Annotated in this window: 20 protein-coding genes; 19 read left to right on the top strand and 1 reads right to left on the bottom strand. The window is 69.6% G+C overall.

Annotated features, from left to right (window positions below):
* Positions 1-40: 40 nt before the first annotated feature.
* Positions 41-946: a LysR substrate-binding domain-containing protein gene (locus tag FEZ61_RS02615; protein ID WP_017642718.1), complete on the bottom strand. Its 906-nt coding sequence runs from the start codon at positions 944-946 to the stop codon at positions 41-43.
* Positions 947-1,095: 149 nt separating this feature from the next.
* Between FEZ61_RS02615 and FEZ61_RS02620 the strand changes: the two genes are divergently transcribed.
* The 19 genes from FEZ61_RS02620 to FEZ61_RS02710 all read left to right on the top strand — a co-directional run bounded on the left by FEZ61_RS02620 (position 1,096) and on the right by FEZ61_RS02710 (position 18,736).
* Entirely contained in the window at positions 1,096-2,331 is a 1,236-nt protein-coding gene (locus FEZ61_RS02620; RefSeq protein WP_178121293.1) for an MFS transporter, read from the top strand.
* Between the two features lie 357 nt (positions 2,332-2,688).
* Positions 2,689-3,408 (top strand): beta-ketoacyl synthase chain length factor, encoded by a 720-nt coding sequence (locus FEZ61_RS02625; RefSeq protein WP_026084041.1) that lies wholly within the window; start codon positions 2,689-2,691, stop codon positions 3,406-3,408.
* Complete coding sequence (locus FEZ61_RS02630; RefSeq protein ID WP_017642721.1) at positions 3,408-4,175, top strand: lysophospholipid acyltransferase family protein; 768 nt, start codon at positions 3,408-3,410, stop codon at positions 4,173-4,175. The genes FEZ61_RS02625 and FEZ61_RS02630 overlap by 1 nt, the downstream gene beginning before the upstream one ends.
* On the top strand, positions 4,168-4,428 hold the full coding sequence (locus tag FEZ61_RS02635; protein WP_017642722.1) for a phosphopantetheine-binding protein: 261 nt from the start codon (positions 4,168-4,170) through the stop codon (positions 4,426-4,428). The genes FEZ61_RS02630 and FEZ61_RS02635 overlap by 8 nt, the downstream gene beginning before the upstream one ends.
* A gap of 10 nt (positions 4,429-4,438) precedes the next feature.
* Positions 4,439-4,693: an acyl carrier protein gene (locus tag FEZ61_RS02640; RefSeq protein ID WP_017642723.1), complete on the top strand. Its 255-nt coding sequence runs from the start codon at positions 4,439-4,441 to the stop codon at positions 4,691-4,693.
* 10 nt (positions 4,694-4,703) lie between these two features.
* On the top strand, positions 4,704-5,276 hold the full coding sequence (locus FEZ61_RS02645) for a membrane protein (RefSeq protein ID WP_017642724.1): 573 nt from the start codon (positions 4,704-4,706) through the stop codon (positions 5,274-5,276).
* Complete coding sequence (locus FEZ61_RS02650) at positions 5,273-6,919, top strand: AMP-binding protein (protein ID WP_173147068.1); 1,647 nt, start codon at positions 5,273-5,275, stop codon at positions 6,917-6,919. The genes FEZ61_RS02645 and FEZ61_RS02650 overlap by 4 nt, the downstream gene beginning before the upstream one ends.
* A complete protein-coding gene (locus FEZ61_RS02655; RefSeq protein ID WP_173147070.1) occupies positions 6,916-7,653 on the top strand; it encodes a glycosyltransferase family 2 protein in 738 nt (245 codons plus the stop codon). Before FEZ61_RS02650 ends, FEZ61_RS02655 begins: the two co-directional genes overlap by 4 nt.
* A 44-nt stretch (positions 7,654-7,697) precedes the next feature.
* Positions 7,698-8,570: a glycosyl transferase gene (locus FEZ61_RS02660; RefSeq protein ID WP_242455092.1), complete on the top strand. Its 873-nt coding sequence runs from the start codon at positions 7,698-7,700 to the stop codon at positions 8,568-8,570.
* Positions 8,560-10,086, top strand: coding sequence for an aromatic amino acid ammonia-lyase (locus FEZ61_RS02665; RefSeq protein ID WP_173147074.1), 1,527 nt, complete (start codon positions 8,560-8,562; stop codon positions 10,084-10,086). Before FEZ61_RS02660 ends, FEZ61_RS02665 begins: the two co-directional genes overlap by 11 nt.
* A complete protein-coding gene (locus FEZ61_RS02670) occupies positions 10,079-10,513 on the top strand; it encodes an acyl-CoA thioesterase (protein WP_173147076.1) in 435 nt (144 codons plus the stop codon). Before FEZ61_RS02665 ends, FEZ61_RS02670 begins: the two co-directional genes overlap by 8 nt.
* The gene (locus FEZ61_RS02675) at positions 10,501-11,085 is read left to right on the top strand and encodes an outer membrane lipoprotein carrier protein LolA (protein ID WP_173147078.1); all 585 of its coding nucleotides are present in this window, start codon (positions 10,501-10,503) and stop codon (positions 11,083-11,085) included. The genes FEZ61_RS02670 and FEZ61_RS02675 overlap by 13 nt, the downstream gene beginning before the upstream one ends.
* Positions 11,082-13,406 (top strand): hypothetical protein, encoded by a 2,325-nt coding sequence (locus tag FEZ61_RS02680; RefSeq protein ID WP_173147079.1) that lies wholly within the window; start codon positions 11,082-11,084, stop codon positions 13,404-13,406. Before FEZ61_RS02675 ends, FEZ61_RS02680 begins: the two co-directional genes overlap by 4 nt.
* Positions 13,399-14,646 (top strand): tryptophan 7-halogenase, encoded by a 1,248-nt coding sequence (locus tag FEZ61_RS02685; RefSeq protein ID WP_160921885.1) that lies wholly within the window; start codon positions 13,399-13,401, stop codon positions 14,644-14,646. Before FEZ61_RS02680 ends, FEZ61_RS02685 begins: the two co-directional genes overlap by 8 nt.
* Positions 14,643-15,143, top strand: a complete 501-nt coding sequence (locus FEZ61_RS02690; protein ID WP_173147081.1) for a hypothetical protein — start codon at positions 14,643-14,645, stop codon at positions 15,141-15,143. Before FEZ61_RS02685 ends, FEZ61_RS02690 begins: the two co-directional genes overlap by 4 nt.
* Positions 15,140-16,324: a beta-ketoacyl-[acyl-carrier-protein] synthase family protein gene (locus tag FEZ61_RS02695; RefSeq protein WP_173147083.1), complete on the top strand. Its 1,185-nt coding sequence runs from the start codon at positions 15,140-15,142 to the stop codon at positions 16,322-16,324. Before FEZ61_RS02690 ends, FEZ61_RS02695 begins: the two co-directional genes overlap by 4 nt.
* Positions 16,321-16,770 (top strand): 3-hydroxylacyl-ACP dehydratase, encoded by a 450-nt coding sequence (locus FEZ61_RS02700; RefSeq protein WP_173147085.1) that lies wholly within the window; start codon positions 16,321-16,323, stop codon positions 16,768-16,770. Before FEZ61_RS02695 ends, FEZ61_RS02700 begins: the two co-directional genes overlap by 4 nt.
* The gene (gene fabG, locus FEZ61_RS02705; RefSeq protein ID WP_173147087.1) at positions 16,767-17,504 is read left to right on the top strand and encodes a 3-oxoacyl-ACP reductase FabG; all 738 of its coding nucleotides are present in this window, start codon (positions 16,767-16,769) and stop codon (positions 17,502-17,504) included. The genes FEZ61_RS02700 and fabG overlap by 4 nt, the downstream gene beginning before the upstream one ends.
* On the top strand, positions 17,504-18,736 hold the full coding sequence (locus tag FEZ61_RS02710; RefSeq protein ID WP_173147089.1) for a beta-ketoacyl-ACP synthase: 1,233 nt from the start codon (positions 17,504-17,506) through the stop codon (positions 18,734-18,736). The genes fabG and FEZ61_RS02710 overlap by 1 nt, the downstream gene beginning before the upstream one ends.
* The last annotated feature ends 20 nt before the right edge of the window (positions 18,737-18,756 follow it).

Below are 18,756 nucleotides of genomic sequence, written 5' to 3' on the forward strand. Positions count from 1 at the left end.
CAATAATCTAAGGCATATATCCCCACATATAAATAACACATTAAAATCTTTGATTATTTATTTTTTGAACTGTCAACAACCCCACAAACGCCTCCGCCTGCGGCGACACCTCATCCCGGCGCCTGAGCAACCACACCGCCGAGGTCGCCTCCGGGTCGTCCAGCTTCCGATACACCAGCCCCTCCATTTGGGTGCGTTGGTAGGTGGCGGGCAGCACGGTGACGCCGAGGCCGGCGGCGACCAGGCCGAGGATGATGAGGACTTCGCTGGCCTCCTGAACGATGCGCGGAGTGAAGCCGGCGTGGGCGGTGAGGGTCAGCAACTGGTCGTAGAGACCGGTGCCGAAGCTGCGGGGGAAGTAGACGAAGGGCTCCTCGGCGAGGGCGGCCAGGGGCAGCGGGCCGCTGCCCTGCTGCGCCAGGGGATGATCGTGTCTCAGGGCGACCACCAGGGGTTCGCGGAAGAGTTCGACCGCCACGAGGGAATCCGGCAGTTCGATGGGGCGGATCAGGCCGATCTGCAGGTTGCCGGCGAGCATAGCGTCGATCTGTTCGCGACTGCTCATCTCCTGCAGTTGCAGGCGCACCTCGGGATAGGCGCGGCGATAGGCGAACAGCGTCTTGGGGATGGTGGCGACGAAGGGTGAAGAGGCGCTGAAGCCCACCTGCAGCTGCCCCGTCTCGCCCCGCCCGGCGCGACGGACCCGTTCGGCGGCGCGCTCGCTGGCCAGGAGGATCTGCCGGGCTTCATCGAGAAACAGCCGGCCGGCATCGGTCAGGGCGACGCGTCGGTTGGTGCGCTCCAGCAGGCGGGTGCCCAGCTCGGCTTCCAGGGCCTGGATCTGCTGGCTAAGCGGCGGCTGGGAGAGGTTGAGGCGCTGGGCCGCACGACCAAAGTGCAGTTCTTCAGCCACCGCCACGAAGTACCTCAGGTGTCGCAATTCCATGCCATCTCCATTGAGTCGCAAAACCTATCAATCGAGACGGACAATATATTGGATATATGACAGCGACCAGCCTAGGGTGATGAGGTCAGACTTGCCTTGAGGTACCCGTGAACACGTCCCGGTCGTCCGCCACGCCCCCTGCCCCTGCGCTGGAAACCCGCCCTGCCGCCAATGAGCCGCAGCACGCGTCGGACGCCTTCATCGAAAAGGGTACGCCGCAATTCCTGCGCACCGCCCTGGCGCTGTTCTGCGGCGGCTTCGCCACCTTCGCCCTGCTCTATTGCGTGCAGCCGCTGATGCCGATCTTTTCCCAGGCCTTTGGCCTCACTGCTGCCGCCAGCAGTCTGTCGCTTTCCCTGGCCACCGGCCTCATGGCCTGCGGCCTGCTGGTGACCGGGCCGATCTCCGATGCCATCGGCCGCAAGTCGGTGATGGTCTATGCGTTGTTCGCCGCCGGCGCCTTCACCCTACTCAGCGCCCTGATGCCGACCTGGGACGGCATCCTGGTGACCCGGGCCCTGGTGGGGCTGTCACTGGCCGGAGTGGCGGCGGTGGCCATGACCTACCTGGCCGAGGAGGTGCATCCCGAACACCTGGGCTATGCCATGGGCCTCTACATCAGTGGTAACGCCCTGGGCGGGATGTCCGGCCGGGTGATCAGCGGAGTCCTGGTGGATTTCGTGTCCTGGCGTATCGCCCTTGGCGCCCTGGGGGTGCTGGCGCTGGTGGCGGCGGTGCTGTTCAAGCGTAGCCTGCCGGCTTCGAAGCGCTTCCAGCCGCGGCCCCTGCGGCCACGCAGCCTGCTCGCCGGCTATGCCCTGCACTTTCGCGACGCCGGCCTGCCCTGGCTGTTCCTGGAGGCCTTCCTGCTGATGGGCGCCTTCGTCACCCTGTTCAACTACATCGCCTATCGTCTCTTGGCCGAGCCCTACCACCTGAGCCAAGCCTGGATCGGCGTCCTCTCGCTGGTCTATCTGGCGGGGATCTACAGCTCGGCCAAGTTCGGCAGCCTGGCCGATCGTTTCGGCCGGCGGCAGGTATTCGCGGGCGCCATCGTGCTCAAGCTGTGCGGTCTGCTGCTGACCCTGTTCACCCCGCTGTGGCTGGTGCTGCCGGGGATGCTGCTGTTCACCTTCGGTTTCTTCGGCGCCCATTCGGTGGCCAGCAGTTGGGTGGGTCGCCGCGCGCGCCAGGCGCGGGGTCAGGCGTCGTCGCTCTATCTGTTCAGCTACTACGCCGGCTCCAGCGTGGCCGGCACCCTGGGTGGCTTCTGCTGGCACCTGGCTGGCTGGACCGGCGTCGGCCTGTTCATCGGCGCCCTGTTGCTCGCGGCCCTGGCCGTGGCCGTCCGTCTTTCGAAGTTGCAGCCGCTGCCAGCGGCGTGACGACCGCTCCGTCGTGAAGGGGACGACCTTGGCGCGACCCCTGGAGCCCTGATCGCGATAACCGTCAGCGACGAATTCGCTTTTACGTTCACCCACCCCCGCCAAATCCCGGCTTTCACTGCCGCTCGTCGCACGGAGCGGCGTTTCACGCCCTTGCAAGGGGCTCCAGCTTCCCTACCGCGCTAGCCTGTTTCCGGCTCAATGCGGGCGACTGCTACCTCTTCGCAAAGTTCATGCAAATGTTTGCCTAGGGTAATAGCCGCTTGGATAATGCGCGCCGAACGCTGCAATACCCTGCTCATCAGGGATAGATGAAACGGCAAGCACGTAGGCTCCGGGGTAGATTCAGCCGTGAACATACATTTCCAGATTAGCGATTGGCGCGCCTGGGCGCCTGGTCTTGGCGACCAGGATGCCTGGCGGCAGTGGTGCGCCGCGCCCTGGTGTCCGGCGGACGACGGCAGCCAACCCGATGCCAGCTTCCTGCCGGCCATGCAGCGCCGCCGTCTGAGTCGCCTGGCACGCATGACCTTCCAGGTGGCCTGGCCGTTGGCCGACGCCCATGGCGAGCCGCTGCCGCTGATCTTCGCCTCGCGCCACGGCGAGACCCCGCGCACCCTGGCCATCCTCCAGGAGCTGGCCCGCGGCGAGCCGCTCTCCCCGACCCAGTTCAGCCTTTCGGTACACAACGCCATCATCGGCCAATGGTCGATCCTGCGCGGCGATCACAGCGAGATGAATGCCCTGGCCACCGGCCGCGATGGCCTCGAACACGCCGTGCTGGAAGCCTCCACCCTGCTCGCCGAAGGCGCCAGCGGGGTGCTGGTGGTGATCGCCGAAGAGGCGCCGCCCACCCTCTATGCGCCCCAGATCGACGACGTTCCCTTTCCCTATGCCGTGGGCCTGCTGCTCACTCCTGGCAGCAGCCATGGCCTGAGCGGCGAGCCGGCCCCGGCGGACGCCGCGACCAGCGCCTGGCCGCACGCCCTGGAATTGCTGCGCCTGCTGGAAGCCCGCGGTGATCGGCACCTGGCCTATGCCGGGCGCGCCTGGCATTGGCAGGCGGAGACCTGCTGATGACTGGCCGGCTGGACTACGGCTACCGGCTGCTGGCCACGGGGCTCAACTTCGTGGTGTTCGGCTGCGGCGCCCTGGTCTTCCGCTTGCTTATTCTGCCGATCCTGCTGGTGCTGCCAGGCGATCCGCTGCAGCGGCGTCAGCGTGCGCGGCGGGCCAATGCCCGGCTGTTCCGCTTCTTCGTCGCCTTCATGGTGCTGACCCGGGTGATGAACCTGCGCATCCAGGGCCGCGAGCGCCTGGGCCGCCCGGGCCAGCTGATCATCGCCAACCACCCCTCGCTGATCGACGTGGTGGTGCTCATCGGCCTGGTGCCCGACGCCAATTGCGTGGTCAAGCAGGGGCTCTGGCAGAACCCCTACCTCAAGCGGCAGATCCAGGCGGCCGGCTACATCAGCAACAACGGCAGCGCCGAAATGCTCGACGAAGCCGCCGACGCCCTGCGCGAGGGCCAGACGCTGATCATCTTTCCCGAGGGCACCCGCACCACCCCCGGCGAGCCCCCACGTTTCCATCGCGGCGCCGCGGCCATCGCCCTGCGCGGCGCCCGCTGCATCACCCCGGTCACTATCCGCGTGGTGCCCAGCACCCTGACCAAGGCCACGCCCTGGTATCGCATCCCCTCCCGGCGCTTCGACTTCCAGCTGGACGTCGGCGCCGACATCGATCCCTCCACCTTCGCCGGGCGGCCGCTGCCGCTGGCGTCGCGTGAACTCAACGACCAGCTGCACCAGCTCTACCTGAAGGAAACCGGCAACCATGACTGATCTCAACCTTGAGCTCAAAAGCCTGATCATCGAGGCGCTCGGCCTCGAGGACGTCACCGTCGACGATATCGGCGACGACCAGATCCTGTTCGGCGACGGCCTGGGCCTGGATTCGGTGGACGCCCTGGAGCTGGGCCTGGCGATCCAGAAGCGCTACGGCATCCGCATCGACGCCGAAGCCAAGGACACCCGCACCCATTTCGCCAACGTCAACGCCCTTGCGGCCTTCGTGGCCGCCCAGCGCGCCGCCTGAGGAGATCGCCATGCAAAGCCGTGAAGCCATCTTCGAGACCCTGCGCAGCGCCCTGGTCGAGCTCTTCGAGCTGGAGCCCGAGCGGGTGACCCTGGAAGCCAACCTCTATGAGGACCTGGAGATCGACAGCATCGACGCCGTCGACCTGATCGACCACCTGCGCCGCCAGACCGGGCACAAGATCGCCGCCGAGCAATTCCGCCAGGTGCGTACCGTGGGCGACGTGGTCGAGGCTGTCTATCGCATCAGCCAGGCGGACGCCTGATCCGCCGCCTATGAGTGCCCTGCCTTCCCGCTCCCCGCTGGGCCTGCTCGCCGCTGCCCTGCTGCTCCTGCTCGGCCTGGCCTATCCCTTCGCCGTGTACTTCGGCCTGCAGCACCTGTCGCCGCGGCTGTTCGCGGTCGGTCTCGGTGTGCTCTGGGGCCTGCGCCTGCTGCAACCCGGCCTCAACGGCCTGCAGCGCGGCACCGGCCTGGTCGCCCTGGGCTTCTGCCTGCTGCTGGCCCTGAGCGACGCCGCCGTGCTCTTGCGCTGGTATCCGGTGCTGCTCAGCCTCTTCCTGCTGGCGGTGTTCGGCCTGAGCCTGCTGCGCGGCCAGCCGCTGATCGAACGCCTGGCGCGGCTGCGCGAACCCGAGCTGCCACCCCGTGCGGTGCGCTATACCCGCCGGGTGACCCAGGTCTGGTGCCTGTTCTTTCTGTTCAATGCGCTCACCGCCGCTGCCCTGGCGCTCTGGGCGCCGCTGGCCTGGTGGACGCTTTATACCGGGGTGATCGCCTATGGCCTGATGGGCCTGCTGTTCGCCGGTGAATGGCTGGTCCGCCAGCGCGTGCGGAGGCTGCCATGACGTTCACCCCTCTCGCCGAGCTGCTGGGCGCCGCGAGCCCGCTGGATGCGGCCCTCAAGCAGCGCGCCCTGAGCCTGGCAGCGGCCATCCAGACCGCTGGCCTCAGGCGCCTGGCGCTGTACCTGGACGATGCCGAGGACCTGGCCTGCGCCCTGCTCGGCGCCTGGCGCGCCGGCATCGAGGTGATCCTGCCGGCCGACGCCCAGCCCGCCACCCGTGCTCGGCTGATGCCTACGCTCGATGCCTGGCTCGACGATCTTGCCGGCTGGACGGCCGCCGAGCCTCTGGCGCCCGCCGCGCTCGACCTCCAGGCACCGCTGCTGACCCTGAGCACCTCGGGCTCCAGTGGCGAGCCCAAATTGATCGCCAAGCAACTGTTCCAGCTGGCCAACGAGGTAGCCGCCCTGGAGCGGCTGTGGGGTGGCTCTGTTGGCGAAGCGACCATCCTTGGCAGCGTCTCCACCCAGCACATCTATGGCCTGCTGTTCCGCGTGCTCTGGCCGCTCTGCAGCGGTCGCCCCTTCGCCCGCCAGGCGCTGCCCTTCACCGAGGAGCTGCAGCGGGAGACCGCCGCCCTGCTACGCGAGGGTCGCCGTGCGGTGTGGATCAGCAGCCCGGCGCTGCTCAAGCGCCTGGGCGAGAACCTCGATGACGCCATCCTCGGTCAGGTGGTGCGGGTGTTTTCCTCTGGCGGCGTGCTGCCGGAGGCGGCGGCCACGGCCTGCCAGGCGCGCTTCGGCCAGTACCCTACCGAGGTCTATGGCAGCTCCGAGACCGGCGGCATCGCCTGGCGCCAGGGCCCGCAGCCCTGGCAGGCCTTCGTCGACCTCACCCTGGGCCAAGACGCTGACGGCGCCCTCTGGCTGACCTCACCCTACCTGCCCGAGGGCGTGCGCGAGCAGACCATGGACGGTGTGAGCCTGCTGGGAGACGGTCGCTTCGAGCTGCTCGGGCGTCTGGATCGCATCGTCAAACTGGAAGAGAAGCGCATCGCCCTGCCAGCGCTGGAAGCGCGCCTGCTCGACCATCCCGCCGTCGCCGACGTCCGCCTGGGCGTGGTGCAACAGGGTCGCGCCCTGCTCGGCGCCCTGGTCGCCCTGAGCGAAAGCGGTCTGCACCAGTTGCGCAATGGCGGTCGCCGCGCCCTGGTGGCCGAGCTGCGCGAACACCTGGCCGGCCACTGCGAGGCCATCGCCCTGCCGCGCCGCTGGCGCCTGCTGCTGGCGCTGCCCTACAGCGCCCAGGGCAAGCTGGCCCAGGCCGAGGTGGAGCGGCTGCTGGCCCAGCCACGGCCGGTGGACATCGAACCGCTCGGCGTCGAGCAGACCGAAGACGGCTGGCGCCTGGAGCTGGAGATCGCTCCAGACCTGGCGTTCTTTTCCGGTCACTTCCCCACGGCGCCGGTGGTACCCGGGGTGGTACAGGTCGGCTGGGCCCAGCGCCTGGCCCGTCAGCACCTGGATCTGCCCGCGGACTTCGCCGGCATGGAGGTGCTGAAATTCCAGCAGCTGCTGCGCCCCGGTGATCGGGTGACCCTGACCTTCCACTTCGACACCACCCGCAGCAAGCTGCACTTCGCCTTTCGCCAGGGCACGGCGGCCTGCTCCTCCGGGCGCATCCTGCTCAAGGAGGAGCAGCCATGAGCTTTCGTGCCTGCGCGGTGATCCCGGTGTTCGACCATGAGCACGCCCTGCCGCTGGTGGTCCAGGCGCTGCGCCAGCGCGCCCTGCCCTGCGTGCTGGTGGACGATGCCTCCAGCCCCGCCTGCGCCCAGGTGATGGACGAGCTGGCGACCCAACCCGACGTCCATCTGCTGCGGCTGCCGGTCAACCAGGGCAAGGGCGGCGCGGTGATGGCCGGACTCGCCGAGGCGCAGCGTCTGGGCTTCACTCATGCCCTGCAGGTGGATGCCGACGGCCAGCACGACCTGGCCGACGTGGCCGCCTTTCTCGCCGAGGCCCAGGCCTATCCCGAGGCGCTGATCTGCGGCTACCCGCAGTTCGACGACTCGGTGCCCAAGGGCCGGCTCTATGCCCGCTACCTCACCCATGTATGGGTGTGGATCAACAGCCTGTCCCTGGCGATCCGCGACAGCATGTGCGGCTTTCGCGTCTACCCGCTAACGCCGACCCTGGCGGTGATCCGCGCCGGCGGCCTGGGCAAGCGCATGGATTTCGATCCGGAGATTCTGGTGCGCCTGGCCTGGCGCGAGCAGCCCATGCGCTGGCGGCCGACCCGGGTGCACTACCCGCTGGATGGCCGCTCGCACTTTCGCCTCTGGCAGGACAACGTACTGATCTCGCGCATGCACACCCGGCTGTTCTTCGGCATGCTGCTGCGCGCGCCGCGTCTGCTCTGGCGCCGGGTGCGCGCGTGAGCGGCCACTGGGCGCAGCAGCGCGAGCGTGGCAGCCCCGTGCTGATGCGCCTCACCGCCTGGCTGGCGCGGCACCTGGGCCGCCGCGCCATCGCTCCGCTGTTGCGGCTGATCGTGCTGTACTTCTTCCTGTTCGGCGCCCGCGCCCGCCGCGGCATCCGCGAATACCAGCAGCGCCTGGCCGCCTGCAGCAATCGTCCCGACCTGCAGCCCAGCTGGCGCAGCGGCTATGCCCAGTTCATGGCCTTCGCCGAAGCCCTGCTGGACAAGCTCGACGCCTGGAACGGCCGCCTCGGCCTGGATCAGGTGCAACTGCACGACCCGGATCAGGTGCACAGCCGCATGCACGCGCCGCGCGGCGAGATCCTGGTCACCGCCCACCTGGGCAACCTCGAAGTCTGTCGCGCCCTGGCCCAGCTGGGGCGGCGGGTGCGCCTCAATGTACTGGTGCACACCCGCCATGCCGAGGCCTTCAATCGTCTACTGGAAGAGGCCGGCGCCAGCGATCTGCGGCTGATCCAGGTCAGCGAGCTGGACCCGGCGGTGATGCTGCAGCTCAGCGAGCGCCTGGAGCGCGGCGAATGGCTGGCCATCGCCGGCGACCGGGTGCCGCTGCACGGCGGCCGGACCGTCGAGGTGGACTTCCTCGGCGCGCCGGCGCCCTTCCCCCAGGGCCCCTGGCTGCTGGCGCACCTGCTGCGCTGCCCGACCAACCTGCTGTTCTGCCTGCGCGAAGCCGACGGCTACCACCTCTACCTGGAAGATTTCGCCCCGGCCCCGGCCTGGCGTCGCCAGGAGCGCGCCGCGGGCATCCAGGGCCTGGCCCAGGCCTATGCCGAGCGCCTCGCCGCCCATTGCCTCAAGGCGCCGCGGCAGTGGTTCAACTTCTACCCCTTCTGGAGTCGCGATGAACGCTAGTGTTCGCTTTGGTAGCCAGGCCCTCGCCATCGAAGATCTGGTCGCCCTGGCCGAGGGCCGGGCCCAGGCCGAATTGCAGGACGACGCGGCCTTTCGCGACGGCATCGCCCGCGGCGCGCGCTTCGTCGATTCGCTGCTGGCCCGCGAGGGGTCGGTCTACGGCATCACCACCGGCTACGGCGATTCCTGCGTGGTCGCCGTACCCCTCGCCCAGGTCGAGGCGCTGCCGCGTCAGCTCTACACCTTCCACGGTTGCGGCCTGGGGCGCCATCTGGATCCGACGGCGACCCGGGCGGTGCTGGCGGCGCGATTGCAGTCGCTGTGCCAGGGCGTCTCCGGGGTGCGCGTCGAGTTGCTCGAACGCCTCACCGCCTTCCTGCGTGAAGACCTCCTGCCGCTGATCCCCGAAGAGGGCTCGGTGGGCGCCAGTGGCGATCTCACCCCGCTGTCCTATGTCGCCGCCGCCCTCTGCGGCGAGCGCCAGGTGCTCTGGCGCAATGAGATACGGGAAGCAGCGGACGTCCATGCCGAGCTGGGCTGGACGCCGCTGGTGCTCAGGCCCAAGGAAGCCCTGGCGCTGATGAACGGCACCGCGGTGATGACCGGCCTGGCTTGCCTGGCCTTCTCCCGCGCCGAGTATCTCCTACGCCTGGCGACGCGCATCACCGCGCTCAACGTGGTGGCCCTGGCCGGTAACCCCGAGCACTTCGACCAGCGCCTGTTCGCCGCCAAGCCCCATCCGGGTCAGGGGCAGGTGGCCGCCTGGCTGCGCGCGGATCTGGCCGCCGAGGGTCCGGCGGCGCCCCTGCACCGGTTGCAGGACAGATATTCGCTGCGCTGCGCGCCCCATGTCCTGGGCGTGCTGGCCGACAGCCTGCCCTGGCTGCGCCAGTTCATCGAGACCGAACTCAACAGCGCCAACGACAATCCGCTGATCGACGCCGAAGACGAGCGGGTGCTGCACGGCGGCCACTTCTATGGCGGCCATATCGCCTGCGCCATGGACAGTCTCAAGACCCTGGTGGCCAACGTCGCCGACCTGCTCGACCGCCAGCTCGCCCTCTTGGTGGATGCGCGCTACAACCATGGCCTGCCGGGCAATCTCTCCGGCGCCCCGGCCGCGCGGACCATGCTCAACCACGGCTTCAAGGCGGTGCAGATCGGCGCAAGCGCCTGGACCGCCGAGGCGCTCAAGGGCACCCTGCCGGCCAGCGTCTTCTCCCGTTCCACCGAATGCCACAACCAGGACAAAGTCAGCATGGGCACCATCGCCGCCCGCGACGCCCTGCGCGTGCTGGAGCTCACCGAGCAGGTGGCCGCCGCCACCCTGCTGGCCGCCCAGCAGGGCGTCTGGCTCAGGTGCGAGCAGGGCGTGCAACCGCCCGCGCCCCTGGCCGCCATGCACCGCGCGCTGGGCGAGACCTTCCCGCCGCTGATCGAAGACCGTGCCCTGGAAGCCGAACTGCGCCAGACCCTGACCCTGATCCGCGCCCGCCACTGGAGGCTCTATGCGTAAGACCGGTGCCCTGCAGGTCGAGGTGGAGATGCAGATCCCCTTCTTCGACGTCGACATGATGGAAATCGCCTGGCACGGCCATTATGTGAAGTACCTGGAGGTGGCGCGCTGCGCCCTGCTCGACCGCCTCGACCACAATTACCTGCAGATGCGCGACTCCGGCTATGGCTGGCCGGTGATCGACCTGCAGATTCGCTACATCCGTCCGCTGCTGTTCCAGCAGCGCGTGCGGGTAAAGGCCGATCTGGTGGAGTGGGAGCATCGCCTCAAGCTCAACTACCTGATCAGCGACGCTGCCACCGGTGAGCGCCTGACCCGCGCCAGCACCGTGCAGGTCGCCGTGGACATGGCCAGCCGCGAGATGCAGCTGGCCTCGCCCAAGGTCTTCATCGACGCCGTGGAGAGGGCCCTGGCATGCGCACGCTGATCGCTCTGCTATTCATCCTGGCCGCTCCTCTTGCCCAGGCCTTCGATCTCGACGACCTGGCCGCCCAGCTGGCGCGCCCCGCGGCGGTCGAGGGCAGGTTCGTCCAGCAGCGCTATCTGCGCGCCCTGCCGCAACCACTGACCAGCAGCGGCCACTTCACCCTGGCCCGCGGCCTGGGCCTGCTCTGGCGGCTGGAAAAGCCGCTGACCCAGACCTATCGCATCACCCCCGGGGCCATCGCCAAACAAACGCCGACGGGCTGGACGCCCTTGCCCGGCAGCGACCTGGCCGCGCGCCAGAGCGCGCTGTTCCTGGCCGTGCTCGGCGGTGACCGCAGCGGCCTGGAACGCGACTTCGAACTGGCCTTGACCGGCGACGCCAACCACTGGCAGCTGCGCCTGACCCCGCGCGGCGCCCTGCTCAAGCAGGTGTTCGACGGCATCCTCATCCAGGGCGGCGCCTTGGTGGAACAGGTGGAAATCCGTGAGACCCAGGGCGACCGCAGCCTGCTCACCCTGGACGGCCAGCCTGGCGACACCCTGAGCGCCGACCAGCGCGCGGTCTTCCAGTGACCCGGCTGCAGCGCCCCTTCCTGCTGTTCCTTTTCGCCCTGCTGGCGCTCAGCGCCTGGCAGTGGCGGCAGGGTCCGCCGGTGGCCGCCGACCTGCTGGCGCTCCTGCCCCAGGGCGCCGGTGATGCCCTTACCCAGCAGGCCGAGGCGCGCATGGCCGAGCCGCTCAATCGCGAGGTGCTCCTGCTGGTGGGTCATCCCCAACGCGAGCGGGTGGCCGCCCTGGCCGAGCGCCTGGGTCAGGCCTGGTCCCATGAGCCGCTGTTCGAAAAGGTGCAATGGCAGCTGACGCCGGATCTGCCCGGCCTGCGCCAGCAACTCCTGGCCAGTCGCCTGGCGCTGACACCGGGGCCGGCGCGCGACGAGTTGCTCAAGACGCCCGACAGCTATCTGCAGGCCCGTGCCGCGGCGCTCTTCGATCCCTTCGCCGGCGCCGGCGCCCTGCCGCTGGAGCAGGACTGGTTCGGCCTCGGCCTGCTGGTGCAGCGCCAGCTCACCCCGGCCAGCAAGGTGCAATTCGACGCCGGCAGTGGCCTGCTGCTGACCCAGGGCGACGGCCTGACCTGGGCCCTGATCCGCGCCCGTACCCGCGCCGATGCCTTCGACTTCGATGCTCCGCCACGGGTAGAAGCCCTGATCGAGGCCGCCCGCCGTGAGGTGGTCGCGGATGGCGGTCAGCTACTTGCCGCCAGCGGCTTGAGATACGCCGCCGCCGGCCAGGCCACCGCCAGTCGCGAGATGTCGCTGATCGGCGGGCTGGCCACCCTTGGCACCCTGGCCCTGCTGCTAGGGCTGTTCCGCCGCTGGCGGGTGCTGCTCAGCCTGCTGGCGGTGGGCGTGGCCCTCCTGGCCGGCAGCGCCGCCTGCGTGCTGCTGTTCGGCCAGATCAACGCCCTCACCCTGATCCTCGGCGCCAGCCTGACCGGGGTGGCCGCCGACTACCCGCTGCACTACCTGAGCAAGAGCTGGAAGGGTGGCCCCTGGAATGCCACGGCCATCCTGCGCCAGACCCTGCCGGGATTGTCCCTGAGCCTGGCGACCAATCTGCTGGGCTACCTGGCGCTGGCCTGCACGCCCTTTCCGGCGCTGACCCAGGTGGCGGTGTTCTCCGCCGCCGGCCTGATCGGCGCCTACCTCACCACCGTCTGCCTCTTGCCGGCCTGGTGGCAGCGCCTGGACCTGGCACCGCCCGCCGCGCCCCTGCGGCTGATGCAGCGCCTGCTCGACCTGCGACTGCGCCTGCTGGCGCGCACCGGCAGCCTGCCGCTGCTGCTGGCGCTGCTGGCCTTTTGCGGCGCGGGCGTCTGGCAACTGCACCTGCAGAACGACCTGCGCCTCTGGCTTGGCCAGGACCCGGCGCTGACCCGCGAAGCCCAGGCCATCGCCCGCCTTACCGGGCTCCAACCCACCAGCCAGTTCTTCCTGGTGCGCGGGACGGATGCCGATGAGGTGCTGCACCGCCAGGCCGCCCTGGGTCAGCGCTTGGATAGCCTGGTCAGTCAGGGTCAGCTGCAGGGCTATCGCGCCCTTAGCGGCCTGGTCGCCCCCGCCGCGGCCCAGGCCGAACTGCGCCAGGCCCTGGCCGGTTGGGGCGAGCGCCTGCAACCCCTGCTGGCGGTAGGCATTCCGGCCGAGGCGCTGGACGCCGAACTGAGGCAACTGCATCAACTACCCGACCTGAGTCTCGACCAGGCCCTGGCCGGCCCGCTGGGCGAGCCCTGGCGACCGCTCTGGCTGGGCCGCACGGCCGATGGCGGCGCGGCCGGCCTGGTCAGCCTGCAAGGGCTGGGCAACGCCCAGGTCCTGCAGACGGTGGCCGAGGGCTTGCCTGGCGTGCAGCTGGTGGATCGCCTCGGCGAACTACGCGGGCTGTTCCTCCATACCCAGCGCCTGGCGGTGGAGCTCAAGCTACTGGCCTCGGGCGCCATCTTCCTGCTGCTGCTCTGGGCTTTCGGTCGCCGCGCGGCGCTGCGTATCGTCTGCCTGCCGCTGCTGGCGGCCCTCGCGGCCCTGGCCTGCCTGGGGTGGCTGGGTCAGCCGCTGACCCTGTTCAGCCTCTTCGCCCTGCTGCTCATCACCGCCATCGGCGTGGACTACGCCATCCTCATGCACGAGGCCATCGGCGGCGCGGCGGTCAGTCTGCTCGGCGGCCTGCTGTCCGGCGTCGGCAGCTGGCTGTCGTTTGGTCTGCTGATGCTCAGCAGCACCCCGGCCATCGCCAACTTCGGCCTGGCCATCAGCCTGGGGCTGGTATTCAGCTTCCTGCTGGCGCCCTGGGCCTCGCCCCCCGTCTCCCACGAAAAGGACCTTCGTCATGGTTGAACATCACCCCCTGGTCGTCATCGGTGCCGGCCCGGCCGGCGCCGTAGTCGCCGCCCTGCTCAAGCGTCGCGGCCATCCGGTACTGGTGCTGGAAGCCCAGCACTTCCCGCGCTTTTCCATCGGCGAGAGCCTGCTCTCCCACAGCCTGGACTTCGTCGAGGAAGCCGGGATGCTGCCGGCGGTCGAGGCCGCCGGTTTCCAGACCAAGGTCGGCGCGGCCTTCGCCTGGGGCGAGCGCTACACCGACTTCGACTTTCGCGACACCTACAGCGGCGGGCGCAGCACCTTCCAGGTCCAGCGCGGCCCCTTCGACAAGATCCTCGCCGACGACGCCGCGCGCCAGGGCGTGGCGATCCGCTACGGCCAGCGGGTGACCGCCGTGACCCTGGGCGAAGGCGGTGAAAGAACCCGGATCGAGGTGCTGGGCGACGACGGCCAGGCCTATGCGCTGACCACCGACTTCCTGCTCGACGCCAGTGGCTACGGGCGGGTGCTGCCACGCCTGCTGGACCTGGAAGCCCCTTCGGACTTCCCGGTGCGTCGCGCCCTCTTCACCCATGTCGAGGATCGCATCGACGATCCCGGCTTCGACCGCGAACGCATCCTCATCACCACCCATCCGACCCTGCGCGACGTCTGGTTCTGGACCATCCCCTTCAGCGACGGCCGCACCTCGCTCGGGGTGGTGGCCGCCGCCGAGCGCTATGCCGGACGCGCCCCCGATCTCGCCACCTGTCTGCGCGACTGGGTGGCCGAGACCCCGAGCCTGGCCCGGGTGCTGCACAATGCGGTCTGGGATACCCCGGTGCGCGAGCTGGGCGGCTATGCGGCCAACGTCAAGCGCCTGCACGGCCCCGGCTTCGCCCTGCTGGGCAACGCCGCCGAGTTTCTCGACCCGGTGTTTTCCTCGGGCGTCACCATCGCCCTGCGCTCGGCCAGCCTGGCCGCGCCGCTGGTGGATCGCCAGCTGCGTGGCGAGCCGGTGGACTGGGAGGGCGATTTCGCCCGACCGCTCAAGGCGGGCGTCGATACGTTCCGTGCCTATGTGGAGGGCTGGTACGATGGCAGCTTCCAGGACGTCATCTATTTCGAGAACGCCGACCCCGAGATCCGCCGCATGATCTGCGCCATTCTCGCCGGCTACGCCTGGGACCTTCGCAACCCCTTCGTCAAGGAGCCTAAGCGGCGCCTACGCCTGCTCGTCGAGCTCTGCCAGCTGAATTCGGCCCATCCTGCATGACCCTGCCCCGTCCGTTCGTCTTCGCGCTGGCCTGCCTGCTGCTGCTCGCCGCCTGCGCCAGCCAGCCACCGCTGCCCAGCAGTCCGCCGCCGCTGGCGCGTGCCCTGGTCTACCAGGTGGATCGCCAGACCGCCGAGGGCAATGACGCCCTGCTGCTGGCCATCCAACCGGAAGGCCAGGCCCTGCGCTTTTCCCTGTTCGATCCCCTGGGCGTGCCCCAGGCGCGCCAGCGCCTGCTCGACGGCGCCTGGCACGCCGATGGCCTGCTGCCGCCCAATCCCCGGGCGCGCACCTTCTTCAGCGTACTGCTGTTCGCCCTGACCCCGGCCGACCAGTTGCCGCGGGCCTATGCCGCGGGCGACTGGCACAGGGCTGCCGACGGCAGTCGCACCCTCAAGGACTGGCAGGTTCGCTATCCCGCCGCCGAGCGCCTGGAGCTAGAGGCGCCGGACGGATCGCGCTATCGCCTGACGCTCTTACCGGAGTCCGCGCCTTGAGCGCCTACCTGAATGCCCTGGGACTGCTCTGCGCATTAGGCCAGGGCAAGGCCGAGGTGGCGCGCGGCCTGTTCGCCGGCGACACGACGGGCATGCAGCCCACCCCAGGCTGGATCCCCGAGCGCCAGCCGCCGGTGGGTACCGTTACCGCCTCGCTGCCAGCCTGGCCAGCGGCCTGGACGCCCTATTTCAGTCGCAACAACCAGCTCCTGCTGGCGGCCCTGACCGAAATCGAGCCCCAGGTGCGCCAGGCCATCGAGCGCCATGGCCCGGCGCGCATCGGCGTGGTGCTGGGCACCAGTACCTCCGGCATCCACGAGGCCAGCCTGGGCATCGCCGTGCACCAGCGCAGCGGCCAGCTGCCCGAGGGCTATCAGTACGCCCAGCAAGAACTGGTGGCGCCGGCGGATTTCCTCGCTCGCTACCTGGGCCTGAGCGGCCCCTGCTACGGCCTGTCCACCGCTTGCACCAGCAGCGCCCGCGCCCTGCTCAGCGCCCGTCGGCTGCTGGTCCAGGGCCATTGCGATGCCGTGCTCTGCGGCGGCGTCGACAGCCTCTGCGGCCTGACCCTGAACGGCTTCGCCGCCCTGGAAGCGGTCAGCGAGTCGCTGTGCAATCCCTTCTCGGTCAATCGTTGCGGCATCAACATCGGCGAGGGGGCGGCGCTGTTCCTGCTGACCCGCGAACCCGGCCCCATCGCCCTGCTCGGCGGCGGCGCCAGCTCCGATGCCCACCATATCTCCGCCCCCGATCCCAGCGGTCGTGGCGCCGTCCAGGCCATGCAGGCGGCGCTGCGCGCCAGCGGTCTGCAGCCGGGGGACATCGGCTATCTCAACCTGCACGGCACCGCCACGCCACACAACGACGCCATGGAAAGCCACGCCACTCACGAGGTATTCCCGGCCGGGGTGCCCTGCTCCTCGACCAAGCCGCTGACCGGCCATACCCTCGGCGCCGCCGGCGCCCTGGAAGCCGCCTTCGCCTGGTTGACCCTGGACCCGCAGCTCAATCCCGCCGGCCAGCTGCCGCCGCAGCGCTGGGACGGCCAGGCCGATCCGGCCCTGCCACGCCTGGCGCTGGCCCACGCCGACAGCCGCCTGGACGGCCGCCGCCATGCCATGAGCAACAGCTTCGCCTTTGGCGGCAGCAACGTCAGCCTTATCCTCGGAGCCACGCCATGATCCCCTGGCCCCTCGCCGAGCTGGTGCCCCACGCCGGCGACATGCTGCTGATCGAGGAGATCCTCGTCTGCGACGACCAGGGCATCGAGACCCGCCTGGTGGTGCGCCCCGGCCTCTTCACCGACGCCGACGGCGCCCTGCCGGCCTGGATCGGCGTGGAGCTGATGGCCCAGAGCGTGGCCGCCTTCGCCGGCTGCCAGGCGCGCCGCCGTGGCGAGGCCCCGGCCCTGGGTTTCCTGCTCGGCACCCGCCAGTTCGCCTGCGACGTGGCGGCCTTTCCCGCCGGCGGTGAGTTGCGCATCCAGGCCCAGCCGGCACTGCAGAACGACGATGGCATGGCCATCTTCGACTGCCACCTGCAGGGCCCTGGCTGCCAGGCCAGCGCCCGCCTGAACGTCTATCGTCCGCCCCGGGCGGATCTGTATCTACAGGAGCCCGCGCCATGAGCGTCGCCCCCGCGCCGGTCCTGGTGACCGGTTCCAGCCGCGGCCTGGGCCGCGCCATCGCCCTGCGCCTGGCCGCGGCCGGGCACGATCTGGTGCTGCACTGCCGCAGCCGTCGCGAGGAAGCCGAGGCCGTCCGCGTCGAGGTGGAGGCCCTGGGCCGCACGGCCCGAGTGCTGCAATTCGACGTCGGCGACCGCGCCGCCTGCGCGGCCATCCTCGAGGCCGATACCGAAGCCCACGGCGGCTACTATGGTGTGGTCTGCAATGCCGGCCTGACCCGCGACGGCGCCTTCCCGGCGCTGACCGGAGAGGACTGGGACGTGGTCCTGCGCACCAATCTCGACGGCTTCTACAATGTCCTGCACCCGGTGGTCATGCCGATGATCCGCCGCCGCGCGCCGGGGCGTATCGTCTGCATCACCTCGGTCTCCGGGCTGATCGGCAATCGCGGCCAGGTCAACTACAGCGCCTCCAAGGCGGGGCTGATCGGCGCCGCCAAGGCCCTGGCGGTGGAGCTGGCCAAGCGCAAGATCACCGTCAACTGCGTCGCCCCGGGGCTGATCGACACCGAGATCCTCGACGAGCATGTGCCGGTGGACAAGATTCTCGAGATGATCCCCGCCGGGCGCATGGGCACCCCCGAAGAGGTGGCCCACGCGGTGGCCTTCCTGCTCGCCCCCGAGGCCGGCTACATCACCCGCCAGGTGCTGGCGGTCAACGGAGGGCTGTGCTGATGAGTGCGCGCCGCGTCGTGATCACCGGGATGGCCGGCGTCACCGCCCTGGGCAGTGACTGGCCGACCATCCGCGACAACTTCCTGGCCGGCCGCAGCGGCATCCGCCGCATGGACGCCTGGGACCGCTACACCGAGATGAACACCCGCCTGGGCGGCCCCATCGTCGACTTCCAGGTACCCGGCCACTGGACCCGCAAGCAGTTGCGCAGCATGGGGCGGGTCTCCCAGCTGGCGGTGGCCGCCGGCGAGCGCGCCCTGGCCGATGCCGGGCTGCTGGACGACGCCCGCATCACCGACGGCCGCATGGGCGTGGCCTGCGGCTCCTCCACCGGCAGCACCGACGACATCAAGGCCCTGGCCAACATGCTGCTCAGCGACGCCGCGGTGGGCCTCAACGCCAACACCTATGTGCGCATGATGCCGCACACGGCGGCCGCCAACCTGAGCTTGTTCTTTGGCCTCAAGGGTCGGCTGATCCCCACCTCCAGCGCCTGCACCAGCGGCAGCCAGGGCATCGGCTACGCCTACGAGGCCATCAAGTTCGGGCGCCTGCCGCTGATGCTGGCCGGCGGCGCTGAGGAACTCTGTCCCAGCGAGGCCATGGTCTTCGACACCCTCTATGCCACCAGCCTGCGCAACGATGCGCCCCAGACCTCGCCGCGGCCCTACGACCGGGGTCGCGACGGCCTGGTGATCGGCGAAGGCGCCGGCATCCTGGTGCTGGAAGAACTGGAGCACGCCCGGGCGCGCGGCGCGCACATCCACGCCGAGATCGTCGGCTTCGGCAGCAACGCCGACGGCCAGCACTCCACCCGTCCCGAGCAGGCCACCATGCAGCGCGCCATGGAGCTGGCCCTGGAAGACGCCGGGCTGACCCCGGACGCCATCGGCTACGTCAACGGCCACGGCACCGCCACCGAACAGGGCGACATCGCCGAGACCCGCGCCACCCAGGCGCTGTTCGGCGCCCGCATGCCCATCAGCTCGCAGAAAAGCTACCTGGGCCATACCCTGGGTGCCTGCGGCGCCCTGGAATCCTGGTTCAGCATCGCCATGATGAACGAGGAGCTGTTCGTGCCCACCCTCAACCTCGACGACCTGGATCCCCAGTGCGGCGAACTGGACTATCTGCGCGGCGGGCCGCGCGCGCTGCGCACCGACCATGTGATGAACAACAATTTCGCCTTTGGCGGGGTGAACACCTCGCTGATCTTCCGCCGCTGGTCCTGATGACCCTTGCCCGAGGTATG

Source organism: Pseudomonas sp. MS15a(2019) (assembly GCF_013277805.1).
Classification (GTDB): Bacteria; Pseudomonadota; Gammaproteobacteria; order Pseudomonadales; family Pseudomonadaceae; genus Chryseomonas; species Chryseomonas benzopyrenica.